We start from the raw sequence: 23,125 nt of genomic DNA, 5'->3' as shown, positions 1-23,125 counted from the left end.
CCAGCTGAAGATGGGGCCCTCGGACAGCGGAGCGCCGGCCACGACCCGGATCGCGGTCGCGACCAGCAAGCCGCGTAGGCGCTGTCACGTCATCAAATTTTACGAGCCCTCCGGGGCGTTCCGTGCCCTTGGTCCGGATCTCCTGTGGTCTCGATGCCATCGGTCACCGAGAGCGCAGGAGATCGGTGCTTTCCGCGACCACGTACGGGCTGGAGAAGCCGCCTGGTCACCGCCACCGGTCGTGGCCCGGTTGTGGCTCGGTCGTGGCCCGGGTCGTGGTTGGGACGGACCACGACCCGGGCCGGGAACCCGCCGGAGGGTGGGGGGATACCTCCGCCGGGTGGGCCGGGGATGCCGCTCGGACCGACTCCCCGAGGACATCACCGCCGCCCTAAGCGAGCCTTAAGAGCAAGTCAAAAGAGCCTTGGACCGAGCGGGACATCACGCACTGTTGGCCTTGCCGATGAGCAGCGTGACCGACGCGACCCTCCGCGTGGGCGACATCGACCTTTAATGGAGTCGATGTCTACCGACCGCTACATCGAGCGCGTTACGTCCCGGGAGGCGACGGTGAAGCGGCCCGCCACGATCCGGGAGGTCGCGGCGCTGGCCGGCGTCAGCGTCGCCACGGTCAGCAACGCCCTGGCGGGCCGCCGGTCGGTGAGCGGCGAATCCAGCGCACGGATCCGGGCGGCCGCACATCGGCTCGGCTATCGGCCGGGCACAGCCACCGGCGCGGCCCGGACCCAGACCCGACAGGCGATCGGCCTCATCGTCCCCGACGCCCGGAACCCCTTCTTCGCACAGGTCGCGCACGGAGTCGAGACGGTCGCGCAGACCTTCGGCTGGGCGGTGTTCCTCGCCAGCGCCGATCTCGACTCCGCGCGGGAGGCCGACTACCTCGACCGCCTGGCGGGCGCCGCCGACGGTGTCCTGGTCTGTTCGACATCCGGCCAGACCGATCAGGTCCAGCACCTGGTGGACAGCGGTGTCGCGGTGGTGGTGTGCGACGAGCGCCTGGCGGTGACGGGCGCTGGCGGGGTCTTCTCCGACGACGAGGAGGCCGGCCGGACGGCGGCCAGGCACATCCTCGACCGGGGAGCGCGCCGCATCGCGATGATCCGCGGCCCGGAGCACCTCGAGACCGCCCGCGCACGCCGGTCCGGCTTCCGGGCCGAGCTGGAGGTCGCGGGGCGTTCCCTGCCCCCCTGGAGATCCCTCGCGAGCGACTACACGATCGATGGGGGGCGCTGGGCCGCCGACCAGATCCTCGCCTCGGATCCGCGGGTCGACGCGATCTTCTGCGCCAACGACCTCCAGGCCGTCGGCGCCGCGCAGGCGATGCGCCACGCGGGCCGCGGGGTACCCGAGGACGTGCTGGTGATCGGCATCGACGGGATCTCCTGGGCCGAGCTCACCGAGCCGTCCATCACCTCGGTGAGCCGCCACCCGCACCAGCTGGGAGCCGAGGCCGCGCGGTTGCTGATCGAGATGGTCGGCGAGGACGCCCACGCCCGCGAGCTCATGCTGCCCGTCTCACTCGTCCAACGGGACAGCACGCGCCGAGTCGGCGGGGACGGCCGGACGGTCTAGACGGGCTGTGCGGGCTGTGCGGGCTGTGCGGGCTGTGCGGGCGAGGGTGCGGCGCCCGCGGGCCGGCGCCGAGGCCGGAGGAGGCGGTGGGAGCAGTCCACCAGATGGCGATGAAACTGTTCGTCGTCCAGCGCGGTGACTCGTGGGTCGAGCCCCGCGCCGCGTAAGCCGGCCAGCAGCATCCCCGCCGCCATCAACGCGCCGACGTCCGGACGCGGGCCGGTCAGTAATGTCATGAGGCGCTCCGCCAGTGCGGGATAATCGGAGCGGTCACGCAGAATTGCCGCGCAGGTCGGATCACCCTGTATCAGGCCGTACAACGGCCGGTTTTCGATGACCAGATCGGCGAGGCCGAGGATCACCGCCTCGACCTGTGCGGATCGTGACCGCTTGCTCTCCGCGACGGCGGCCACCTCCGCCAGCTGATCGAGCGCCGGCCGGACCACCGCGAGCACGATCTCGTCCTTGCTTCTGAAATGGTGGTAGACGGCGGCTTTGGTAACACCCATCGCGTCCGCGATCATCTGGAGCGAGGTTCCGCTGACGCCTCTGTCGGCAAACAGATCCAACGCGGTGGCGCGCAGCTTCTCCCGACCGGCGCTCACTCCGTCCCTGTGATCCACCAGCTCGACCGCCATGATCTTCCTCTCCCCACCGATCCGGAAATGTGCCCGGCCCGGCCCACTCCCGCCGGCACCGAGACCGATCCCGCAGTTCACGGACCTGTCCGGGCGAGATCGGCGGGGCCCATTGTGGCGTACCACCTGCCTTTCTGGGGCCACACCCGCAGATAGAGCCCATTGCCGGACCAGGCACCGCGTGGGACGGCCGGCCGTGATCCGGGCCGATCGATCGACAATGCGCGGCGCCCGCCGGCCAGTCCGATCGACCTGACCGACCGGTCGGCTGGTTCAACGCGCTTCAGGTCGGTTCCGGCCCGTTCTGGCGAGCGCCTGAACCGATTACGGGGACACCCGAAGCCACCATCAGGCACCGCCAGAGGGTCATCAGCGGGTGCCTATCCGAGGGTCCGGCCGGCCGACCGCGTGAAATCCGCGACGAACGCGGGCGATCCGCCGCGAGGAGATGAATTGTGGGCACCGTTCTCTACCGCCTCGGCCGGTCCTGCCACCGGCATGGCCGGACCGCTCTGGGGCTGTGGCTCGCACTGCTCGCGCTGGCCGGCGCTGGCACCGCGGTGTCCGGCGGCTCGCTCGACCAGTCCTTTCCACTGCGTACGGAGCAGGCGACACAGGCCGCGCTGACCGGGGCGGCGGCGCTGCCCGGGACAGACTCCCGGCGCGGGGCGGACCTGCTGCTGCAACGCCGGGCCCCGACCCGGGCCGACGCCGCGACCGCCCGGATCGTCTTCAGCCTGGACGAGCGAGCCGACGCAGACGCAGCCGCTGGGGCAGGCGCAGGCGCGGAGGCTGGCGCAGCCGCCGCGCTGACCGACTCCCCCTATCGAGCGGCGATCAGCAGGGTCGTCGCCGCGCTGGACCGGGCTCCGCTGGTGGCACACGTCGGCGACCCGTTCGCCGCCACCAGCGCCGAGGCCGCGCAGGCCGGCCTCTCCGGTGATGACCGGACCGCCTACGCCCTCGTCACCTACCGCGTCACCAGCCCGGAGCTGACGGCGCAGGCACGCGACGCGCTGCAGGCCGCGGCCGAACCCGCGCGGGCGGCCGGCATCACGGTCGATGTCGCGGGCACCGCCGTGGCAGGGCACCATCCGCTGCTGGACACCAGGCCCTCCGGGCTGATCGGAGCGGCGGTCGTGCTCCTGCTCCTCACCGGCGTTCTCCTCGCATTCGCCCGGACCGGCGCGGCGCTGGCCACCGGGCTTCCGCTGGCCGCGGGCCTGCTCGGCCTCGTCGTCAGCCTCGGCGGGATCGGGCTGGCAGTCGACCTGGCCGGCCTCGGCCCGACGGCCGCCATGCCGGCGTTGGCAGTCGGTCTGGCCACCTCGGTCGGCTGCTCGTCGTACGTCCACACCAGGCTCCGGCAGGAGCTCGCCGCCGGGCACCCGGGCGCCGAGGCGGCCGGACGGACCCTACGGACCGCCGGGTCGGACGTGATCCTCGTGGGCCTGTTCGCGATGCTCACCTCGAGCACGCTCATCCTGCCCCGGGTACCGGTCCTGACAGCCCTGGCACTGTCGACGGCCGGCGCGGTGGCCCTGTCCGTCTGCATCGCGCTCACCCTGCCGACGGCCCTGCACGGAGCCGGCAGGGCAGGCCGCGCCGGGAGCGCCCAGGCGGCCCACGACACCCACCGCGATCACGGCCGGGCCAGGGCTCGGGTGATCGTTCACCGGCCGCTACCAGCGCTTCTGGGCAGCCTGGTCGTGCTCGCCGCCCTCGCGCTCGCGGTGCCCGGACTGCGGCTGGGCCCGGCCGATGACGGTTCCGCCGGGCCGGCGAGCACGCAGCGCCGCGCCCACGACCGGATCAGCACGGCCTTCGGGCCCGGGTTCAACGGCCCGCTGCTCATGGTGATCGAGGCGACGGGCGGGGCCGACCCCGTCGCGGCGGCCGGCCGGATCCGCCCGACGATCGCCGCGCTGACGGCGGTCGCCCTGGTCGACGAGCCGCAGGAGCTGCCCGGAACCGACCTCGCGACGATGACCGTGATCCCGGTGACCGGCCCGGACGCCCCGGCCACCGCGGACCTGCTGCGCGCCGTTCGCGAACACGCGGCGGCCCTCGCCGTCACGACCGGGGCGGCGATCACCGTCACCGGCCCGACCGCGATCGACCTTGACGTCTCCCAGCGGCTCACCGCCGCTGTCCCGCTGTGCCTCGCGCTGCTCGGTGGGCTGACGGTCGCCCTGCTGATGCTGGCGCTGCGCGGTGTCGCGGTGGCGCTGCTGGTGGCGGCGGGTTCGCTGGCGACCGCGGCCGCGGCCTACGGTGCCGTGGTCGCGGTGCTCCGGTGGGGTCCGCTCGCCGAGCCACTCGGGCTGAGGCCAGCCGGATCCCTCACCGCGGTCCTGCCGCTCCTCGTGGCCGGGCCGCTGAGCGGCCTCGCGACCGGCCACCTGCTGCTCGGGCTGTGCCGCCTCCGGGCGGAGCACCCACGATCGGGACACCCACGATCAGGGCACCCACGGTCGGGACGTCCCCACGACGCGGTCGCCGCCGGGTACCGGGAGGAAGGCCGGGCCGCCCTGGTCGTCGCCGCGGTCGCCGTCGTCGTCTTCGCCGGGCTCGCCCGGTCGGCCGATCCGATCATCCGGACGACCGGTCTCGTCCTGGCCTTCGGGCTCCTGGTCAACGCGCTGGTGGTGCGCCTGGTGACCGTTCCGGCCGCGCTTGCCCTGCTCGAGCGCAGCGCCTGGTGGCATCCGCGCCTGCCCGGCCTGCCGGGTTCTCCGGCTTCCTCGGATTCTCCGCGAGCAGTTTCGGCGGTTCCGGCGGTTCCGGCGGTTCCGGCGGCGACGCCAGCCGGGGAGACCGAAGGGAACCACGCCTTCGACGAAGGTTCGGACGTCCCGGAGGCAGCCGGCCACCCGGGCGGCATCGACCACACCGGCCAGGGCGACCACACCAGCCAGACCGCCCAGGAGCTCGTCCGCTCCTGAGCGCCCGGTCAGATCTCCCGGTCGACGGTGAACCGCCGCAGGCGCAGGCTGTTGCCGACGACGAACAGGGAGCTCGCCGCCATCGCCGCACCGGCCAGCATCGGGTTCAGCAGGCCCGCCGCCGCCAGCGGAAGTGCTGCGACGTTGTAGGCGAAGGCCCAGAACAGGTTGCCCTGGATGGTGGCGAGCGTCCGCCGCGCGAGCCGGATCGCGTCGGCCGCGGCCAGCAGGTCCCCGCTGACCAGCGTCAGGTCGCTCGCCTCGATGGCGACATCGGTGCCGGTGCCCATCGCGAGCCCCAGATCCGCCTGCGCGAGCGCGGCGGCGTCGTTGACGCCGTCCCCCACCATGGCGACAACCCGCTTGCTCTCCTGCAGGCGTCGCACGACCTCGATCTTGTCCTCGGGCAGGACCTCGGCGATCACGTCATCGGGCGCGATCCCGACCTGGGCCGCGACGGTCGCCGCCACCGTGGCGTTGTCACCCGTCAGCAGGATCGGACGCAGCCCCAGGCCACGCAGCTCGCGGACGGCAGCGGCGGACGTCGGTCGAACCGCGTCGGCGACCGTGAGCACGCCGCGGGCCCGCCCGTCCCAGGACACCGCGACAGCGGTACGCCCGGCGGCCTCGGCGTCCCGGGCGACCTGGAGCAGCTCGGCCGGCAACGGCTGTGAGCACCCGTTGAGCAGCCTGGGCCGGCCGACCAGCACGGCATGTCCGTCCACCATGCCCCGGACCCCGAGGCCCGCCCGGTTGGCGAACTGGTCGACGGCGGGCAGCTCCTCGTCACGCCGGGCGGCCGCACCCGCCGCGGCCCTGGCGATCGCACGTGCCACCGGATGCTCGGAGGCCTGTTCCAGCGCACCTGCGAGCCGGAGCACCTCGTCGCGGTCCTCCCCCGGGACGGTCACGACATCCTGCAGAGTCATCTCGCCGGTGGTGACCGTGCCCGTCTTGTCCAGGACGATCGTGTCGGCCCGCAGGGTCGACTCCAGCACCTCCGGCCCGCGGATGAGGATGCCGAGCTGCGCGCCGCGGCCCGTTCCGACCATGAGAGCGGTCGGCGTCGCGAGCCCCAGCGCGCAGGGGCAGGCGATGATGAGCACCGCCACGGCGGCGGTGAAGGCGTAGGTGAGCCCGCTGTCCCGGCCGGCCCAGTAGCCGAAGGTCGCGATGGCCAGGGCGATCACCACGGGGACGAACACACCCGCGACCCGGTCGGCGAGGCGCTGGACCGGTGCCTTGCCGTTCTGCGCCTGCTCCACGAGCCGACCGATCCGCGCGAGCTGCGTGTCGGCTCCGACCCTGGTGGCCCGCACGACGAGCCGACCGCCTGCGTTCACCGTGGCGCCGGTCACGGCGTCCCCGGGGCCGACCTCCACCGGCACCGACTCCCCGGTGAGCATCGACGCGTCCACCGCGGACGTGCCTTCGACCACATTCCCGTCGGTCGCGATCTTCTCGCCGGGACGGACAACGAACAGATCACCCACCCGGAGCTGGTCGATACCCACCCGTGACTCCCGGCCGTCGCGGAGAACGGCCACGTCACGGGCCCCGAGCGTGAGCAGGGCGCGCAGGGCCGAACCGGCGGCACGCTTCGCCCTGGCCTCCAGGTACCGGCCGGTGAGGATGAAGGCGGTGACGCCGGACGCCACCTCCAGGTAGATGTTGCTCCCACCGCCCCCGTGGGTCACGGTGACACTGAATCCGTGGGTCATTCCGGGCTCGCCGGCGTCTCCGACGAACAGCGCGTACAACGACCATCCGAACGCGGCCAGCGTGCCCATCGACACGAGCGTGTCCATCGTCGTCGTGCCATGGCGCAGGTTGGTCCAGGCGGCGCGGTGGAAGGGCCACGCGCCCCACACCACGACAGGCGCGGCCAGCGTCAGCGACAGCCACTGCCAGTAGTCGAACTGCAGGGCCGGGATCATGGCGAGCGCCACCACCGGCACGGTCAGCGCGGCGACGACGATCAGCCGCTCGCGCAGCGCACGCACCCGCGCCTCGGCGGCACTGTCCCGCAGCTGGACGGCGCTCGGAGCCGGCGGGGCACCGTTCCCACCGACGACAGGAGTACCGCCGGTGTCCGCCGTGCCGCCCGCGTCCGGCGCGGCGCCGGCGTCCGCCGCGCCTTCGGCCGGGCCCGATCCTGCTCCGAGCCCCGACGGGACCGATCCGGGCGTGGATCCGGTGTCAGCCTGCGGTGGCACCGGGGGTGGGGGTGGGGGCTGGACGGGCGCCGGCGGCAACGCGGCCGCGTACCCGGCCGCCTCGACCTGGGCGACCAGACGCTCGGCGGGCAACTCGGCCGGGAAGCTGACCTTCGCGATCTCCGTCGCGTAGTTGACCGTCGCCGTGACGCCCTCGATCTTGTTCAGCCTCCGCTCGACACGGGCCGCGCAGGATGCACAGGTCATCCCGCCGATCACCAGGTCGACCTCACGTCGTTCGGTGGCCAGTGGGCTCATCGGATCTCCCAAAGGGACATGGAGTGGGGGGCAGGGTCAGGGTCAGTGCACGTGCGCTGGCGTGGCTGTTCCCGCGGGCCGGGTCGGGCTGGTGGTCCGGCCCGCCGCGACGTCCATCGTGATCTCGGCGGTACGTACCTGCCCGCCATGCTTGAAGTCGAGGTAGAGCCGGTAGGAGCCGGCCGACGGAAACCGCGTCGCGAAGGACAGCTCCGGGCTTTCGTCCGCCGCGGCCGTCGCACCGTCGGCGTGGACATGGCCGTCGCCGTCGTTTTCGCTGCCTCCGTCGCCCGGATGTACGTGCAGGTAGGCGAGATCACCCTGGCGGATCACCACCAGATGACCGAGCGCGCCGAGGTACGTTTCAAGATCGGTGACCGGCCGCCCGTTGTGCGCGACCGTGAAGGCGAGGGTGCTCGATTCACCCGACTCCACCCGCCCCTGCATCGTCACGCTGTAACCGCCCGCCAGCGTCACATTACGTGTCAGCTCGGGGAGTACAGCGGGACGAAGGTCGCCGGCCACAGTGAGGTCGGCACCCAGCGTGATCCCGTTCGTCGCTCCGGTGTGGCTCCCGGTTCCCGTCGACGCCGGGACGAAGTCCACGAACACCCGGTAGACGCCCGCCGCGGCCAGCCGGAGCGGGACGCTCCACGTTCCGGCGGCGTCACGGGTCGGGTGCAGGTGCTGGTAGCCGGTGAGATCCCGCCGGACGACGATCAGGTGGAGGTCGGCGTCGTGGGCGCGGGTGAAGGCCGTCACGGGTCGGCCGTCGGCACCGAGGATGCGGAACTTGTAGGCACTCGAGCGCCCGGCGGGCCAGGTGAGCTCATCGGGATCGAGCGTGTAGCCGCCGGCGGAGATGGCCAGGCCATCCGCGGCGGCCGCACCGTCGCCGGTGCCGCCCGCGGCGCCCCCCGCCCCGGCGGAGATCCCCTGACCGGCGCCGCCGGCTGGCCCCGCCGAGTCCTGCGACGGTCCGATCGTCGTCCCGACCACATAGGAGACACCGAAGAGCACAGCCAACGCGAGGCCGAACCCGCCGATCCGGGTCATAGCGTTCATCGTGCGTCCCTTCGCGCGGGTTAGCGAACTACTCGTCCGTACGGTACATACCCCCAGGGGGTATAGGTCAACGATACGCGCGGATCGGTGGCGGCACTCTCACACCTTCGGACGGCGCCTCGGGCGCTCCGGCCGCCGTGCCCGCCGGGCGGCCGGGCTGCGCCGGAAGCGGCATCGCGGCAGGTTCCGGCCGGCAGGGAAAGGACAACGCACTGTCCCGCTCGGTACTAACACAGGACGCCCGGGCCCCCGGCGAACGACAATAGGAACCTCCGACGTTCCGGGCACGGAGGCCCGGGGTCAAAGGAGGGCATTCCTTTGCCTGAGGATTCTCGACCCTTTCCGCCGGGCACCCTGCCCGCCCGGCTGAACCCGGCGCTGCGCCAGCAGCTTCTCGCCCTCGGTGGGATACGCCACTACCCACACGGTGAGATGCTGATGCGGGAGGCCGAGCCATACGGCGAGGTCATCCTGATTCTGGACGGCTTCGTGAAGATCACCGCCAACGGCGAGGAGAACAGGCTCGCCTTCCTGGTCATCAGGTCACGGGGTGACATCCTGGGCGAGATCAGCGCGATGGAGCAGGACACTCACACCGGAACCGCCACGGCAGCCGGCCCCGTGGTGGGTCGGGCGATGAGCGCCGCAGCCTTTCGATCGTTCCTCGAACAGAATCCGCCCGCCGCTTTCGCGGTCGCCGAGCTGGTCGCGAACAAGCTGCGCAACTCGATCCGGCGCAGGGTGGAGCATGTCGACGGCTCCGTCCGTGGCCGCCTCGCCCGGGTGCTCATCGAGCTGGCCACCCTCTGGGGTCGGCCCGCCGCCCGCGGGGTACAGCTCGCCGTCGGTCTGAGCCAGCCCGAGCTCGCGGCACTGGTCGCCGCCGACGAGCGATCGGTCAACCGTGCGCTCGCCGAGCTACGGAACATGCAGGTCGTGGACGTCGGCTACCGACGGGTCATCGTCCTGGACCTCGAGGGCCTCGAACGAGTGGCTTTCGGAAACAACAATCGACCCGGTGGGTCCGGAAGCTGAAGACGTAGAAAACATTTGGCAAAGAGAACCGTGGAAAACCCGCCACCTGGAGTGCCCAGGGCCCTTACATGATCGCGTTTTGCCCGGAGGTCGTCGGATTGGTCTGGATGGCCGGCCGGCCGGCTGGGCCGCGTGGCGGGGCTGTCGCGCGGGCCCTGGAGACTGAGCGCGGGCGGTGGCGGTAACGTGGGCGAGGCGCTCTCGGAGCGGCGGTGGCGGCCGACGGCGTGGAGCTTGTCACCTGGCGGCATGGTGACCCGCGGGGCTACGTGGGGTGGGTCAGACTGCTTCCGTGCTGGGGCCGGAGGCTGGGTCCGACGTTCGTCCGACCGGCCAACCACGATTTTCTCCGTCGCCGCGCGTGGCCGAAGCGGCCGGTCTCACAGTCGCAGAACAGCGCAGAACAGCACCGATAAAGATCGTTAGCCGTTCGTGCGGGTGAGGTTCACACGGCTCGCACTCCACGAACGCGGCTCGGCCCACGAACGCGGCGGCCCGAATGGGCGAGCCGAAGAGTGAAGGATCTTGGTCGTTCCGACAACCAGAATCCTTCACTCTTGCGGATTGCCAAGCGGCTCTGCATCCCTTTTGCGCCGCTTGCAACGATTGCTGGCGCTTCGCGGCGGTGCGGGATGCCCGGTGGGTGGCCGGGTGATGGGTCCGGGTAGGCAGCAGGCCCGCGCTGACGACACCGGCCGGCTGCCTACCCGTTCAGCCGCCCCACGGTCAGGCGACCCCAGCGCCAGGACCGGGTGGCAACGGTCACTGGCTGGCAACCGCCACCGGCGGGCCCGACCCCGGCCCGCCCGACCCCGGCGACCCCGCCAAGCCCGCCGTTCGAAGGCCTCGTCTCAGGCCACGGGCGCCACAGCGGCACCGGCAGCGGCCCCCGGCACGGGGCCGGCGCCGAGCTCGCTCGCGAACCATTCGATGGTCCGCAGCAGACCGTCACGCACGTCGATCACCGGCTCCCAGTCGAGCTGCCGCCGCGCGAGGGTGATGTCCGGCCGACGCACCATGGGGTCGTCACCGGGCCGGGGAATGAACTTGATGGGCACGTCGGCGCCGATGAGCTCGACCACGAGCCGAGCGGTGTCGATGATGGACATCTCATGCGGGTTACCGAGGTTCACGGGACCGGGCAGACCGCTGCGCAGCATCCGCACGATGCCTTCGACGAGGTCGTCGACGTAACAGACCGAACGAGTCTGCATACCGTCCCCGGCCACCGTGACGGGCTCACCGCGCAGGGCCTGCGAGACGAACGCGGGAATGGCCCGGCCGTCATCGGTCCGCATCCGCGGGCCGTAGGTGTTGAAAATCCGGATGATCGCCGTGTCGATCCCGTGCCGATTGCGGTACGCGGTGGTCAGGGCCTCGGCGAAACGCTTCGCCTCGTCGTACATGCTGCGCGGCCCGATCGGGTTGACGTGCCCCCAGTAGGACTCCTCCTGCGGGTGCACCAACGGGTCGCCGTAGACCTCCGAGGTGGAGGCGAGCAGGAAACGCGCGCCCTTGCTGCGAGCGAGGTCCAGGGCGTGGAGGGTGCCGTGCGAACCCGCCTTCAGCGTCTCGATGGGATATCTCGCGTAGTCGAGCGGCGACGCCGGCGACGCGAACTCCAGGATTGCGTCGACCGTACCCGGCACGGTCATCTGCTCGGAGACATCCTGCTCAAGCAGCTCGAAGCCGGGCCGGCCGAGCAGGTGCTCGATGTTGTTCTTCCTGCCGGTCAGGTAGTTGTCGACGCAGACGACTTCCTCACCGTCGTCAAGCAGCCGATCACACAGATGACTTCCAAGAAAGCCCGCGCCTCCCGCGACGACGACACGCATAACCGAAAACCCCCAGTACTGTCTACTCAAACAAATTCCGACGGACTGCCTGGCACCTACTGCCAGTCACCAGTCAGCCACAGCAGCGGGGCGTCCGGTGGGCCCGAACCACGAGACGCTCTAGCCGCGGCCTCGGGTCGGACCGTGAACCTGGTGACGAGCGATTGCCTTGAGGTATACCTCCTCGCGGCGTGCCGCGATGACGTCGGGGTTGAGTTCGGCGGTGCCCGCCCGCCCGCGCAGACCGACCGTGGCCGCGTGAGCTGCGTCTGTCAGGAACGGCTCCAACGCATCGGCCATCGCGTCCGGATTCTCCGGCGGCACGACGGCGCCGCCGTTCCAGCGGGCCACCCAGGTCGAGACGCCGGTCGTCGCGGTGGCGACCACCGGGCGCGCGGAGGCCATACCCTCCAGCCCCGCGATGGAGAAGCTCTCGAACCGGCTCGGCACCACGACCACGCGCGCCTCCCCGTAGAGGCCGGGGAGATCGGTGCGCGCCACGTGGCCGTCGAAGCGGACCGGAACGCCCAGCTCAGCAGCCCTGCGCTCCAGCCAGGTCCCGGTCTCGACGCCGTCGACCCGGCCGGACGACTTCCCGACGAAGATGACCTTGGCGTCGATTCCCCGCTTCTGCAGGCGGGACGCCGCGTCGAGCAGCACGTCGAGGCCCTTGCGCCATTCCAGGCGCCCCACGACCACGAGGTTGGGCCCGGTGTGCTCCGCCGTCGGAACCTCGGCGAACGACGCGTTCTCGAACGGGTACGGAATCACGTCGACGTCGGTGTCCGGCCGCAGCCAGTCGAGGTCGCGCAGTGTGTCGACGAGAAGCTGCGACGGCGAGGTCCGCGCGTCGGCGCGCAGCGCCGAGAACCGGTCGACCCTGTCCGCGATCTCACCCTTGCGGGTCAGCTCCGGATCACGCATCCGGACGTCCATCATCGTGGGCGTGTGGAGGTGGATCACCAGCGGGGTACGCCGGCCCAGCGCGGTGAACAGACCGCGTGTCTCGCCGTCCTGGGTCTCGATGACGTCGGGCCTGATCCCGCTCTGGCGCAGCCAGAACCCGTACGACACGGCCAGTGAGGCCCGCAGCGACAACGAATCCCGCGGGTGGTCCCGACCGGTGATCAGTTTTGCGGCGGGCCCGAGGTAGCGCGTTACCGGCGCCCGCAGCAACGGACGGCGATGAACGTGCACGCCGTCGAAGACATCATCACGAACAGCGCGCCCCTGCGTGCACAGCACATGAACCTCGTGCCCCCGCCGCGCCAACGCGTGCGCGATGTCGTGCGTATACACACCGGCACCATCCCAGATGACTGGTGGGTACTGCTCGCACAAAAAAGCAATCCGCATGCACAACTCCAGGCGACCGTCAGGCCATGTATCTCCGGGAGGCTCATGGTAGTACCGATGCCTGGGCTATCGATCGGCACCCACCACCAATCCCACGTCAATACCCTGACGTTAGGGACGGGTACATCTACTCGCTTGTAGAAGGTCCGGAGGGCTTCCCTGGAAATTCTCCGCTCCGTATTCGAAACAAGCCTGGACGCACCCATTGCGGCGCCGGCCGAACACGCCGCCGCAAGGAAGAACGACGCAGCGCGGCGCCGTGTTCGGCGGCCCCACTTGACCGCCGGGACCGCCGCATCCAACCGGGGGCGGAACCATTCCCCCAGCCGCCGCAGGGCCACCACCGGCGCCACCGGAGAACACTATCCGCTACCTGTCGCACACCCTTGGCTCCCACCGGCCCGCGCCGCGCCGGCCGGGGCACCTGGGCGCCACCAGGCATCGTGATCCGCGCCACGGCGGCGGCCGAGGAACACCGGGCCGACCGCGCCGGGATCGCGGCCGCTTCACGCACCTCGTCCGCGGTCAGAATGGGGTGTGCCCCCCGAGAGCCCGGAACCGGAACAGGAACAGGATGTGAACCTGGTCCTCGCCGCCGTGGGGCCACGCCTGCGCGCGCTGCGCAGGCAGCGCGGCCGGACACTCCCCGAGGTGTCGCGCAGCACCGGCATCTCGGTCAGCACGCTGTCCCGTCTGGAGTCCGGCCAGCGCCGGCTCACACTGGAACTGCTGCTTCCGCTTGCCCGTGCCTACCAGACCCCTCTGGACGAACTGATCGGATTTCGTCCCGGCGCGGACCCCCGGGTGCTGCCCCGGCCGGTCGAGCGGGCCGGGCTCGCCTTCGTCCCGCTGACCAGGCGCCCCGGCGGGCTGCAGGCATTCAAAATGATCATTCCGGCGGGGTGGCCCGTCTGCGCGGAGGAGCCGCAGAGCCACGAGGGATACGAGTGGGTCTACGTGCTCGCCGGGCGGCTGCGGCTGACTCTGGGCAGCCAGACCGTCGTGCTGACGGCCGGTGAGGTGGCGGAGTTCGACACCCACCTCCCGCACGCTTTCAGCAATCCGGGGCCCGGCCCGGTGGAGGCGATCAGCATCTTCGGGCCGCAGGGCGAGCGCCTGCACGTCCGGGCCCGGCCGGCGAGGGCGTCCTCGGCCCACGGCGAGCCAGCCCGCGGCGAGCCGGCCCACGGTGCGCCGGCCCACGGTGCGCCAGACCCGGACAGGTCAGACAGGCCAGCACATGGCGAGTCAGCCGGCGCCGACCGCTCCGTATAGCCGCGAGTAGGCGCCGCCGTCGGCGAGCAGCCCACCGTGGGTGCCTTCCTCGACGACCCGGCCGTGGTCCATGACGTAGATGCGGTCGGCGTCGCGGACCGTGGAGAGGCGGTGCGCGATCACCAGGCAGGTCCGGCCGATGGCAAGCCGGTCGAGCGCGGCCCGCACGGCCGCCTCGGAGACCGTGTCCAGCGCGGAGGTGGCCTCGTCGAGCACCAGCACCCGCGGTGCCTGAAGCAGCACCCGGGCGATGGCGAGCCGTTGCCGCTCCCCTCCGGAAAGCCGGTAGCCGCGGGCACCGACCCGGGTCGCCAGGCCGTCGGGAAGGCGGTCGAGCAGTGCCGAGAGATGCGCCGCGTCCAGTGCCTCGCGCAGCTCGTCATCGGTGGCGTCGAGCCTGCCGTAGCGCAGGTTGGCGGCGATGGTGTCATGGAACAGGTGCGGGTCCTGCGGGACGACGCCGACCAGCGCGTGCAGCTCGGCGGCGGGCATCTCGGCCAGATCCCGCCCGCCGAGCCGGACGTTTCCGCGCTGGGACCGGTGGATGCCGCTCGCGAGATAGGTGATGGTCGTCTTGCCGGCACCGCTCGCGCCGACGACGGCCGTGGTCGTGCCGGCCGCCGCCCGCAACGTGACACCCCGCAGGTTCCACTCTTCATACTCGGACGCCTGACCGGGCACAGCGCGGCCGGAGGCAGCGCCGTCGGGGTCCGGCGTCGCCCGGTCGTAGGAGAACCAGACGTCGTCCAGGCTGAGGTCAAGGGCCTGGGCCCTCGTCTGCGGCCGCGCCGGCTCAGGCCCACGGGCGACGACCCGGGCCACCGTTCCCGCCCGCGGCACCGCACGGGCGGTGGGCGCTCCGCCCGCGGGAAGGCTGCCGGCGGGAAGACTGCCAGGGTGAAGGCTGCCGTTGTGTTTGCTGCTGTTGTGATTGCTGCCGTTGTGATCGATGCCGGCGGGCTCGCCGTCGGTGGGGAGGTCGAGCAGGGCGAAGATCCGCCGGAAGGAGGCTCCGGCCGACGACAGCTCCGACTTCAGCTCGACCGCCGACGCCAGCGGCCCGAAGGAGACCAGCAGGGCACCACCGAGCGCCGCGACGGTGCCGAGCGTGGTGCGTCCGGTCGACACCAGCCAGGCACCCAGGGCGACGACGACGATCATCGTCGCGACGATGCCGAGGTTGACCACGAGCCGTACCCGGGAGGTCAGCCGGGCCTGTTCCCGTGCCGCCGCCAGCAGGGCCTCGCCAGCCTCCTCGAACCGGGCGCACTCGTAGTCGGCCCGGTCGAACAGCCGGACGTGCAGGGCACCCGAGACGGACGAGGTGTCCGCCACCTGGGCCATCAGCTGGCCGTCGAGCTCACGCTGGCGCTGGGACAGCACCGCGAGACGCCGCCGGCCCGCCTTCATGATCAGCAGCGTGGCCGGGGCGAACACCATCACCGCGAGGCTGAGACGCCAGTCGAGCACGAACACGACGGTCAGGCCGACGGCGATGTCCGCCACCCGGCAGACGACCGCCTGCACGATCGCCGAGATCGCGTACTGCGCGGAGACCACATCGGTGGACATCACCGTCATGACCTCGCCCTGCTGGCTGCGCGGGAAGAAGCCGAACGGAAGGTGCTGCAGGCGTGCGTTGACAGCCTGCCGCATCCGCACCGTGATCACCGCGCCGAGCCTGGCGATCAGCGCCATCCGGGTCGCCAGTACCGCCGATTCGAACACCAGTAGCAGGCACAGCAGCAGCACCGGGGCGACCAGGTCCTCGATCCGGCCGGTGGGCAGGGACCGGTCGATCAGATGACGCAGCAGGAACGGGCCCGCCGCGACCGCCACCGAGCCGATGACCGACAGACCGACCAGGGCGGTGACGACACGGCCCTGGTCGGCGAAGAACGCCAGGCTCCGCGCGGCTTCCCCGGCGCCGGTCAGCCGCGCGACCACCTGGGCGTGCAGCCTGGTCACCCGGGTGGGCAGAACGGACCGTTGCGAAGGAAGCACGACGCCAGACACTATGCCGCCCACGCCGTCCCATCGCCGCCTCCCCCGGGCCCGGTCCACGGGCTCCCCGACTCAGCCCGGGCGGAGGTGGCGATCAGGTCAGGTCGGCATCGGCGCGAGGCGGGCGCGCAGGTCCGCGGCGAGGGCCGCCGCGTGTGGCTCGTTGAGCATCGTGTGGTGCTCACCGGGGACCGTGACGACGGTGGTGTCACCGGTCAGGTGGCGGCTCCATCCGTCCCGTGCCGTGTCGTTGTTGTCCTCGGCGAGGTAGAGCAGGGTGCGCCCGGCGTAGGGGCGCACCTGGTAGGAGCGACTGACGACCCGGGCATGGTCGAAGAACGCGTCGAACTGGGAGAGGCCGGGGAAGCGGACGAGACCGGTGAGCGGCAGGCGGGCTGCCTTGCGCACCTTCGACACGCTGGGCACCAGCCGCTTCCACGGCGCCGGGGAGCCCTCGGGACTGCCGGTGCCGGCCACGGTGCCGACCGCGGCGCCGGCCAGGGAGCGGGCACCGGCCGCGAGCGCGTTCGCGTCGGCTGTGGCGGCAGCATCGGCGCCGGCCCCGCGTGCTGCCGGGGGCAGCCGGCTGTCGAGCAGCGCCAGCAGGGCGACCTCGGCCCCGGCGTCCGTGAGCAGGTGGGCCATCTCCAGCGCGACGAGGCCACCGAAGGAGAATCCGACGATGTGGTAGGGCCCCTCGGGCTGGACCAGCCGGAGCACCTCGATGTGGCGGCGGGCATGACGCTCGACGCTCCAGTCCGGGAACGCCCGGTTCTCCAGGCCCTGGGCCTGAAAGCCGTAGACGCGCCGGCCGGTGCCGAGACGGCGGGCGAGCGTGACGAAGTTGATGGCGAGGCCCCCGGCACCAGCGACACAGAACAACGGCGGCCCGGACCCCTCGGTGCTCAGTGGGACGCAGGTCGGATGGGTGGGCAGCGCCCGGTGGGCCGCCGCGACCCGCGCGGCCAGGGCCTCGACGGTGGGTGCCTGCGCCAGGGCGGAGGTCGGCAGGCGCACTCCCAGCCGGGCCGAGATCTCGCTCAGCAGCTGCTGGGCCAGCAGCGAGTCACCACCGAGCTCGACGAAATCGTCGTCGAGGCCGACATCGTCAACCTTGAGGGTCTGCGCGAACAGGTCGCGCACGGCGGTCTCCCAATGGCTGCGGTCGTTCGGCGCGCGGCCCGGCGCCCGCGGCGGCGGCTCAGGCAGCGACGTCCGGTCGATCTTGCCTCGCTCGTTGCGGGGCAGCTCGTTGAGCAGCACCACCGAGGCGGGCACCATGTATGCGGGCAGCTTCTCCCGCAGCAGGCCGCGGACCATGACCGCGGCCGCCTTGACCGTGCCGGCGCACACCACGTAGGCGACCAGCCGCGGGGGCTGGTCCGCCGGGCGCTGGGCCACGACCACGGCCTCCACGATGTCCGGCGAGGTCAGCAGCGCGGCTTCGATCTCGGCCGGCTCGACCAGGTAGCCGCGGATCTTCACCGCGGTGTCGGCGCGGCCCAGCAGCTCGATGCACCCGTCGGAACGTCGCCGCGCGAGATCGCCGGCCCGGTAGGTGACCATCGGCCCGGCCGCGCCGGAATCGAGGTCGCCACGGGCGGGACGGAAACGGTCGGCGGTCATCCCGGCCGCGTTCCAGTACCCGCCGGAAAGGTAGCGGGAGGTGACCGACATCTGCCCGGCGGCGCCGTCCGGCAGCGATTCACCGGCCTCGTCGACGATGTCGATGTCCTTGCCGTCGACGGCCCATCCCGCCGGCAGCGGCCCGGTGGGAATCTCGTCAACGGACCGCACCGGAAAGAATGCCAGGGACGCGGTCTCCGTCGAGCCGGACCAGTTGTAGAACGTGCACGTTGCGGGCAGATGCGCGCGCAGCGCGGCCACCTCGCGGCCGTAGACGGCCTCGCCGGAGCTGGTCACCGCGCGCAGGCTGCCCAGGACGCACCGGGGCTCCGCGGCGCCGGTCAGGGCCCGGATGAGTGACGGGGTGAGATGCAGTGTGGTGATTCCGCGGTCGAGCAGCCATCCGGGCACCGCCGCGATCCCACGGGTGCGCGGGTCGAGCGCGTGCAGGGTGGCGCCGACCAGCAGCCCCCAGAACATGACGGTGATGCCGGCCGCGAACGCGACCGGCAGGACCAGGGCGATCTGGTCCGTGGCGTTCATGCCGACCACGTCGATCCCGGCGCGCAGCTCGTGCAGCACAGTCTGGTTCCGCCAGACGACCCCTTTGGGGACACCGGTGGACCCGGAGCTGAAAACGACGAAGGCCGGATCCGCGGGCAGTGCGAACCACCCCGGCAGCGGATCCTCCGACACCGCCCCCGAATTCGCCTCGGGATCCGCCACCGAATCCGCCGCCGAGTCGCCCGCGGCGGGCTCCGGGCCGGACGCCGCTCCCCACTCGCAGACGGCTCCGGCGGCGTCGAGGAGCACGGCCTGGACCGGTCCGGCCGCGGCGAGAAGACCCTGGTGCCGGGTGTCCGTCAGACAGGTGGTGACGCCGGCGAGCTCGAGGATCTGCCCGAGCCGCGCCGGCGGCAGCACCGGGTCCAGCGGGACGAACGGCCGGCCGGCCTTCAGCACACCGAGCATCGCGACCGTCGCGGGAACACCCTGTTCCAGCAGGATGCCGACCGGGCTCGCGACGCCATCCACGCCAGCCGCGCCAGCCGCGACACCACCGGGGCCGACCAGCAGCCGGGCCAACGCGGACGAGCGCCAGTCCAGGTCGGCATAGGTCAACGCAGTCTCGTCATCACATATCGCGAGCACATCCGCACGGGCCGCGACGATTCGCGAGAATCGGGCCACAATCGACGGGTAGGGCGCCTCGAGACCGGCTGCCGGGATGACCAAGGGCTGGGTGCCCACCATTTCTCAGCTTCCCCGCCCATCTGCTCTGTTCACGGCTATTCGAAGCATCGCCGATCGTACGGCCCGGATACATCCGCGTTCACCCACTGGTGCCACCATCGACGCACCTGCGCGGCCCATTCGTGAATCTTCGCGGTGGCCGGCCGGGACCTGTCAGATCCAGGACAGTCCGCGCCTGGACGATCGAGCATCGGGAGGACGACCATGACGGAACCGCCCATGACCCATCGGGTCTGGGTCGACCTGGGTGAGCGCGGATATCCGGTCGAGATCGGCCCCGGCGTCCGGCGGCTCCTGCCGGACGCCGTGAGTCGGATCGGAGCGGCTCGGGTCGCGGTCGTGTCGGCCCGCCCCGACCAGGACGCGGTTCCCGATCCCGGGGTACCGACATTGCGGATCACCGCACGGGACGGCGAACACGGAAAGACTCTCGCCAATGTCCAGGAGCTCTGCGAAGGATTCGCCTCCTTCGGCCTTACCCGCTCAGATGCCGTGGTCTCCTGCGGCGGCGGCACGACCACTGATGTCGTGGGCCTCGCGGCTGCCCTTTACCACCGCGGGATCGCGGTGATCCACCTGCCGACGTCGTTGCTGGCGCAGGTCGACGCGAGTGTCGGCGGCAAGACGGCGGTGAACCTGCCCGCCGGCAAGAACCTGGTGGGTGCCTACTGGCAGCCCAGCGCGGTGCTGTGCGACACCGACCACCTGCGCACGCTGCCCGCCCGGGAATGGACCAACGGCTACGGCGAGATCGCGCGGGCCCACTTCATCGGCGCGGGCGACCTGCGCGGACTCCCGGTCGCGGAGCAGATCGCCCGCAGCGTGGCGCTCAAGGCCTCGATCGTCGCCCGCGACGAACGCGACGGCGGGCTGCGCCACATCCTCAACTACGGGCACACGCTCGGACACGCGCTGGAGATCGTCACCGGCTTCGAGATGCGGCACGGCGAGGGCGTCGCCGTCGGGACGGTCTTCGCCGGCCGGCTGGCCGCCGCACTCGGCCTGATCGACGAGGCGCGCGCCGCCGAGCACCTGGACGTGGTCGCGCACTACGGGCTCCCGACCACGCTGCCAGCGGATGTCGACATCGCCGATCTCGTCACGGTCATGCGGCGCGACAAGAAGTCGACCAACACGGGCCTGACCTTCGTCCTGGACTCGCCGGACGGGCCCCGGCTGGTTCCCGACGTCCCGCCGGACGTGGTGGTCAGCACCCTGGAGGCGATGGACCGCGACGGGGACAGAGACAGGCACGAGGACAGAGACAGGCACGAGGACAGGGGCGGGGACCGCGACGGGGAGAGCGAACGATGCACGGCGTGACGACCCAGCCCACCCACGTGGCCCAGCCCGCCCAGGTGGCCCAGCCCGCCCACACACCTGCGGTCGACCGGCTCCCGCGGACGATCACCGGGGCGACCCGGCTGTTCGTCGTCGTCGGTCACCCGGTCGCCCAGGTCCAGGCGCCGATGCTGATGAACCCCGTCTTCGCCGAGGTGGGTCTGGACGCCGTCCTCGTCCCGGTGCACGCCCGACCGGAGGAGTTTCCCGTCGTGCTGGCCGGGCTGCGTGCGATGGCCAACCTGGACGGCATCCTGATCACGATTCCGCACAAGGTGGCCGCGGCGGCACTGGCGGACCTGCGCTCCCCCGCGGCCGAGATCAGCGGCAGCGCCAACGTGCTGCGGCGCGAGCCCGACGGGCGGTGGCTCGCCGACAACTTCGACGGCTCCGGATTCGTCCGGGGCCTGCGGCGGGCGGGGCACCGCGTCGCGGGCGCGAACGTGCGCCTGATCGGTGCGGGCGGGGCCGGAAGCGCCATCGCCGTCGCGCTGCTCGGAGCCGGCTGCGCCGGCCTGGCCGTCGTCGACCCCGACCAGGCCCGGGTCGCCGAGCTGCTGGGCCGGCTCGAGCCGCACTGGCCCGGTCAGGTCACCGCGGCACGACCCGAAGGGCCGGGCGCGCCTGGCGCCGCGAGCACGATCGATCTGATCGTGAACGCCACACCGCTGGGCCTGCGCCCGCAGGACCCGCTCCCGTTCGACCCGGCGACGCTGCCAGCGGGCTGTGTCGTGGCGGACATCATCATGAAGCCGGCCCGGACCCGACTGCTGCAGGCGGCGGACGAACGCGGCCTGCCGACCCATCCGGGCATCCACATGCTGGCGGAGCAGGTCGACCTCTACCGGACCTTCTTCGACCTGCCCGGTGCCCGGTGACCGGCCGGCTTGGCATCGACGTCGGTGGCACCAAGGTGGCCCTGCGGCTCGAGGTCGCCGGGCAGCCACCGCGCGAGACGGTGTTGCGCTGGGCGGCCGGGGCCACCGCCGAAGCGGACCTGCGTGCCCTGGGCGAGGCGGTCACCGGGCTGTGCTCCGGACGGGGCGAGCCAGTCGGCGCGATCGGCGTGGCGATGCCGGCAACAGTCGATCACGAGGGACGGGTCACGGCCTGGCCGAGCCGGCCGTCCTGGACCGGCCTGGACCTCGGGCCGGCTCTGCGGAACCTCGTTCCCGGCGCGGCGGTGGCCCTCGCCGACGACGGCGATCTCGCCGCGCTGGCCGAGGCGGAGCACGCGGGCGCAGCGAACCTGGTCTACCTCGGGGTCGGCACGGGCATCGGCGGCGGTCTCGTGCTGGACGGGCGCCTGTGCCCCGGGCCGGCCCGCGGTTCCTGCGAGATCGGGCATCTGATCATCGCCCTGGACGGACCGCTGTGCCGATGCGGACGCCGCGGCTGCCTGCAGGCCCTCGCCTCCGGACCCGCCACGCTGCGCCGTGCCGGTGACCTGCGCGCGGACAACCGGCACCCGACCGACGACACCGACACCGACACCGGCACCGGCACCGGCACCGCAGCCTCGGGCACCACAGACGCCGACACCGCAGCCTCCGATGTGGACTATCCGGAGCTGCGGGAGGCCTGGGAAGCGGGTTCGGACTGGGCCCGTACCGCGGTCGGGATGACCGCGGCGGCGCTGGCAGCCGCGGTGGCCAGTCTGACCGAGCTGGTGCGGCCCGACCTCGCGGTCATCGGCGGCGGCTTCGCCGACGGGCTGGCGGGATTCGCCGACGAGGTCGCCGCGCGGACCCGGGCCTTGTCCCGGCCCGGTCATCCCCCGGTACCGGTCCAGGCCGCCCAGCTCGGCGGCCTGTCGTCGCTGGCGGGCGCGCTGCTGCTGGCCCGCACCCTGGACCCGACGTCCGGCTGACAGGTCGGCCACGCCGGACGATGTCCCGCCCGGGTGTGAAAGCCCCGACCCGGCGGACGGATCCGGGGCCACCGACAGTGGACTGGCGGTCCGTGCACACCTGCCGTGCGGCGGCCCCATCGCGGGATCCCGCCCTGCCACGCAGCGCCAGCACTTCACCCCCCAATAAGGCAAACGGCACCTGACAGTCCGCAAGAAATGAGGATCCCGGTTGCTTGAGCAGCCAAAATCCTCACTTCTTGCTGGGCAGCATTGGCCGCAGCCGCAGCCGCAGCCGCAGCCGCAGCGGCAGCCGCAGCGGCAGCCCGAAGCTCGGTCCCGGAAGCAACGGCCACGCCGCGGATTGCGGGCGGGGATCGTGGGCTTCAGGCGGGCTGGTAGGGGCGTGTTGTGAGTAGGCCGAGTAGCTGTGCCGGGGTGTGGGTCACCCAGTCCGGGGCCGCTGCCAGGAGCTCGTCCTGGTCGGTCTCTCCCCACATCGCGGCGATGGCACGGACCCCGGCTGATCGGGCGCTGCGGATGTCGGTGACCGCGTCGCCGACCATCACGGCCTGGTCCGGTGCGGCGTCGAGTGCGTCGAGGGCGCGGTGGACGATGTCGGGTGCCGGTTTGGGGTGGGTGACCTCGTCGGAACCGATGACCCGTACGAAGCAGTCACCGATACCGAGCTGGGTCAGCAGGTCACGGGCCCGTGGGCCGCTTTTACCCGTCGCGACGGCGAGGCGTGTCCCGCGGTCGAGCAGGCCGGTGAGCAGGTCACGGACGCCGTCGAAGAGCACGACCTGGGGGGGAGAGCCGGTAGCTCTCCCGGACG

General features: G+C 72.0%; 14 protein-coding genes and 1 pseudogene. 7 read left to right on the top strand and 8 right to left on the bottom strand.

Going from position 1 to position 23,125, the window contains the following annotated elements; genetic code table 11:
* The first annotated feature begins 522 nt into the window (after positions 1-522).
* Positions 523-1,593, top strand: a complete 1,071-nt coding sequence (locus FREUN1FDRAFT_RS10935) for a LacI family DNA-binding transcriptional regulator (protein WP_006540091.1) — start codon at positions 523-525, stop codon at positions 1,591-1,593.
* Here the strand turns inward: FREUN1FDRAFT_RS10935 and FREUN1FDRAFT_RS10930 are convergent.
* Positions 1,590-2,231 carry a TetR/AcrR family transcriptional regulator gene (locus tag FREUN1FDRAFT_RS10930; RefSeq protein WP_006540090.1) on the bottom strand — a complete coding sequence of 214 codons (642 nt, stop codon included), beginning with the start codon at positions 2,229-2,231 and terminating at the stop codon, positions 1,590-1,592. The genes FREUN1FDRAFT_RS10935 and FREUN1FDRAFT_RS10930 overlap by 4 nt on opposite strands.
* A 455-nt stretch (positions 2,232-2,686) precedes the next feature.
* On the opposite strand from FREUN1FDRAFT_RS10930, the gene FREUN1FDRAFT_RS10925 reads away from it, so the two are divergent.
* Entirely contained in the window at positions 2,687-5,176 is a 2,490-nt protein-coding gene (locus FREUN1FDRAFT_RS10925; protein WP_006540089.1) for an MMPL family transporter, read from the top strand.
* A gap of 8 nt (positions 5,177-5,184) precedes the next feature.
* Here the strand turns inward: FREUN1FDRAFT_RS10925 and FREUN1FDRAFT_RS10920 are convergent, their stop codons facing one another.
* On the bottom strand, positions 5,185-7,650 hold the full coding sequence (locus tag FREUN1FDRAFT_RS10920; protein WP_006540088.1) for a cation-translocating P-type ATPase: 2,466 nt from the start codon (positions 7,648-7,650) through the stop codon (positions 5,185-5,187).
* Between the two features lie 42 nt (positions 7,651-7,692).
* Positions 7,693-8,715 (bottom strand): hypothetical protein, encoded by a 1,023-nt coding sequence (locus tag FREUN1FDRAFT_RS10915; protein WP_006540087.1) that lies wholly within the window; start codon positions 8,713-8,715, stop codon positions 7,693-7,695.
* 318 nt (positions 8,716-9,033) lie between these two features.
* Here FREUN1FDRAFT_RS10915 and FREUN1FDRAFT_RS10910 point away from each other — a divergent pair, with 318 nt between their 5' ends.
* A complete protein-coding gene (locus tag FREUN1FDRAFT_RS10910; RefSeq protein WP_006540086.1) occupies positions 9,034-9,750 on the top strand; it encodes a Crp/Fnr family transcriptional regulator in 717 nt (238 codons plus the stop codon).
* Positions 9,751-10,601: 851 nt separating this feature from the next.
* Here the strand turns inward: FREUN1FDRAFT_RS10910 and FREUN1FDRAFT_RS10905 are convergent.
* The gene (locus FREUN1FDRAFT_RS10905) at positions 10,602-11,585 is read right to left on the bottom strand and encodes a UDP-glucuronic acid decarboxylase family protein (protein ID WP_006540084.1); all 984 of its coding nucleotides are present in this window, start codon (positions 11,583-11,585) and stop codon (positions 10,602-10,604) included.
* 120 nt (positions 11,586-11,705) lie between these two features.
* Positions 11,706-12,941, bottom strand: coding sequence for a glycosyltransferase family 4 protein (locus FREUN1FDRAFT_RS10900; protein ID WP_006540083.1), 1,236 nt, complete (start codon positions 12,939-12,941; stop codon positions 11,706-11,708).
* Positions 12,942-13,478: 537 nt separating this feature from the next.
* Between FREUN1FDRAFT_RS10900 and FREUN1FDRAFT_RS10895 the strand changes: the two genes are divergently transcribed.
* Complete coding sequence (locus FREUN1FDRAFT_RS10895; protein ID WP_157474626.1) at positions 13,479-14,216, top strand: XRE family transcriptional regulator; 738 nt, start codon at positions 13,479-13,481, stop codon at positions 14,214-14,216.
* Here FREUN1FDRAFT_RS10895 and FREUN1FDRAFT_RS10890 read toward each other — a convergent pair.
* The gene (locus tag FREUN1FDRAFT_RS10890) at positions 14,190-16,220 is read right to left on the bottom strand and encodes an ABC transporter ATP-binding protein (RefSeq protein WP_035951270.1); all 2,031 of its coding nucleotides are present in this window, start codon (positions 16,218-16,220) and stop codon (positions 14,190-14,192) included. The two genes, FREUN1FDRAFT_RS10895 and FREUN1FDRAFT_RS10890, sit on opposite strands and share 27 nt — an antisense overlap.
* A 99-nt stretch (positions 16,221-16,319) precedes the next feature.
* A complete protein-coding gene (locus tag FREUN1FDRAFT_RS10885) occupies positions 16,320-19,100 on the bottom strand; it encodes a non-ribosomal peptide synthetase (protein ID WP_006540080.1) in 2,781 nt (926 codons plus the stop codon).
* Between the two features lie 204 nt (positions 19,101-19,304).
* Between FREUN1FDRAFT_RS10885 and FREUN1FDRAFT_RS10880 the strand changes: the two genes are divergently transcribed.
* The 3 genes from FREUN1FDRAFT_RS10880 to FREUN1FDRAFT_RS10870 are packed head-to-tail and all read left to right on the top strand — an operon-like array spanning position 19,305 to position 22,311.
* Entirely contained in the window at positions 19,305-20,423 is a 1,119-nt protein-coding gene (locus tag FREUN1FDRAFT_RS10880) for a 3-dehydroquinate synthase (protein WP_006540079.1), read from the top strand.
* Complete coding sequence (locus tag FREUN1FDRAFT_RS10875) at positions 20,411-21,319, top strand: shikimate dehydrogenase (protein ID WP_006540078.1); 909 nt, start codon at positions 20,411-20,413, stop codon at positions 21,317-21,319. The genes FREUN1FDRAFT_RS10880 and FREUN1FDRAFT_RS10875 overlap by 13 nt, the downstream gene beginning before the upstream one ends.
* On the top strand, positions 21,316-22,311 hold the full coding sequence (locus FREUN1FDRAFT_RS10870; protein ID WP_006540077.1) for an ROK family protein: 996 nt from the start codon (positions 21,316-21,318) through the stop codon (positions 22,309-22,311). The genes FREUN1FDRAFT_RS10875 and FREUN1FDRAFT_RS10870 overlap by 4 nt, the downstream gene beginning before the upstream one ends.
* A 365-nt stretch (positions 22,312-22,676) precedes the next feature.
* On the opposite strand, the pseudogene FREUN1FDRAFT_RS10865 reads toward FREUN1FDRAFT_RS10870, so the two are convergent.
* Positions 22,677-23,125, bottom strand: a pseudogene (locus FREUN1FDRAFT_RS10865) (HAD-IA family hydrolase); the annotation flags it as partial.

It is taken from the genome of Parafrankia sp. EUN1f, assembly GCF_000177675.1.
Taxonomy (GTDB): domain Bacteria; phylum Actinomycetota; class Actinomycetes; order Frankiales; family Frankiaceae; genus Parafrankia.
Note: the sequence above shows the minus strand (reverse complement) of the source record. Positions and strands in the feature narration are given on the sequence as shown.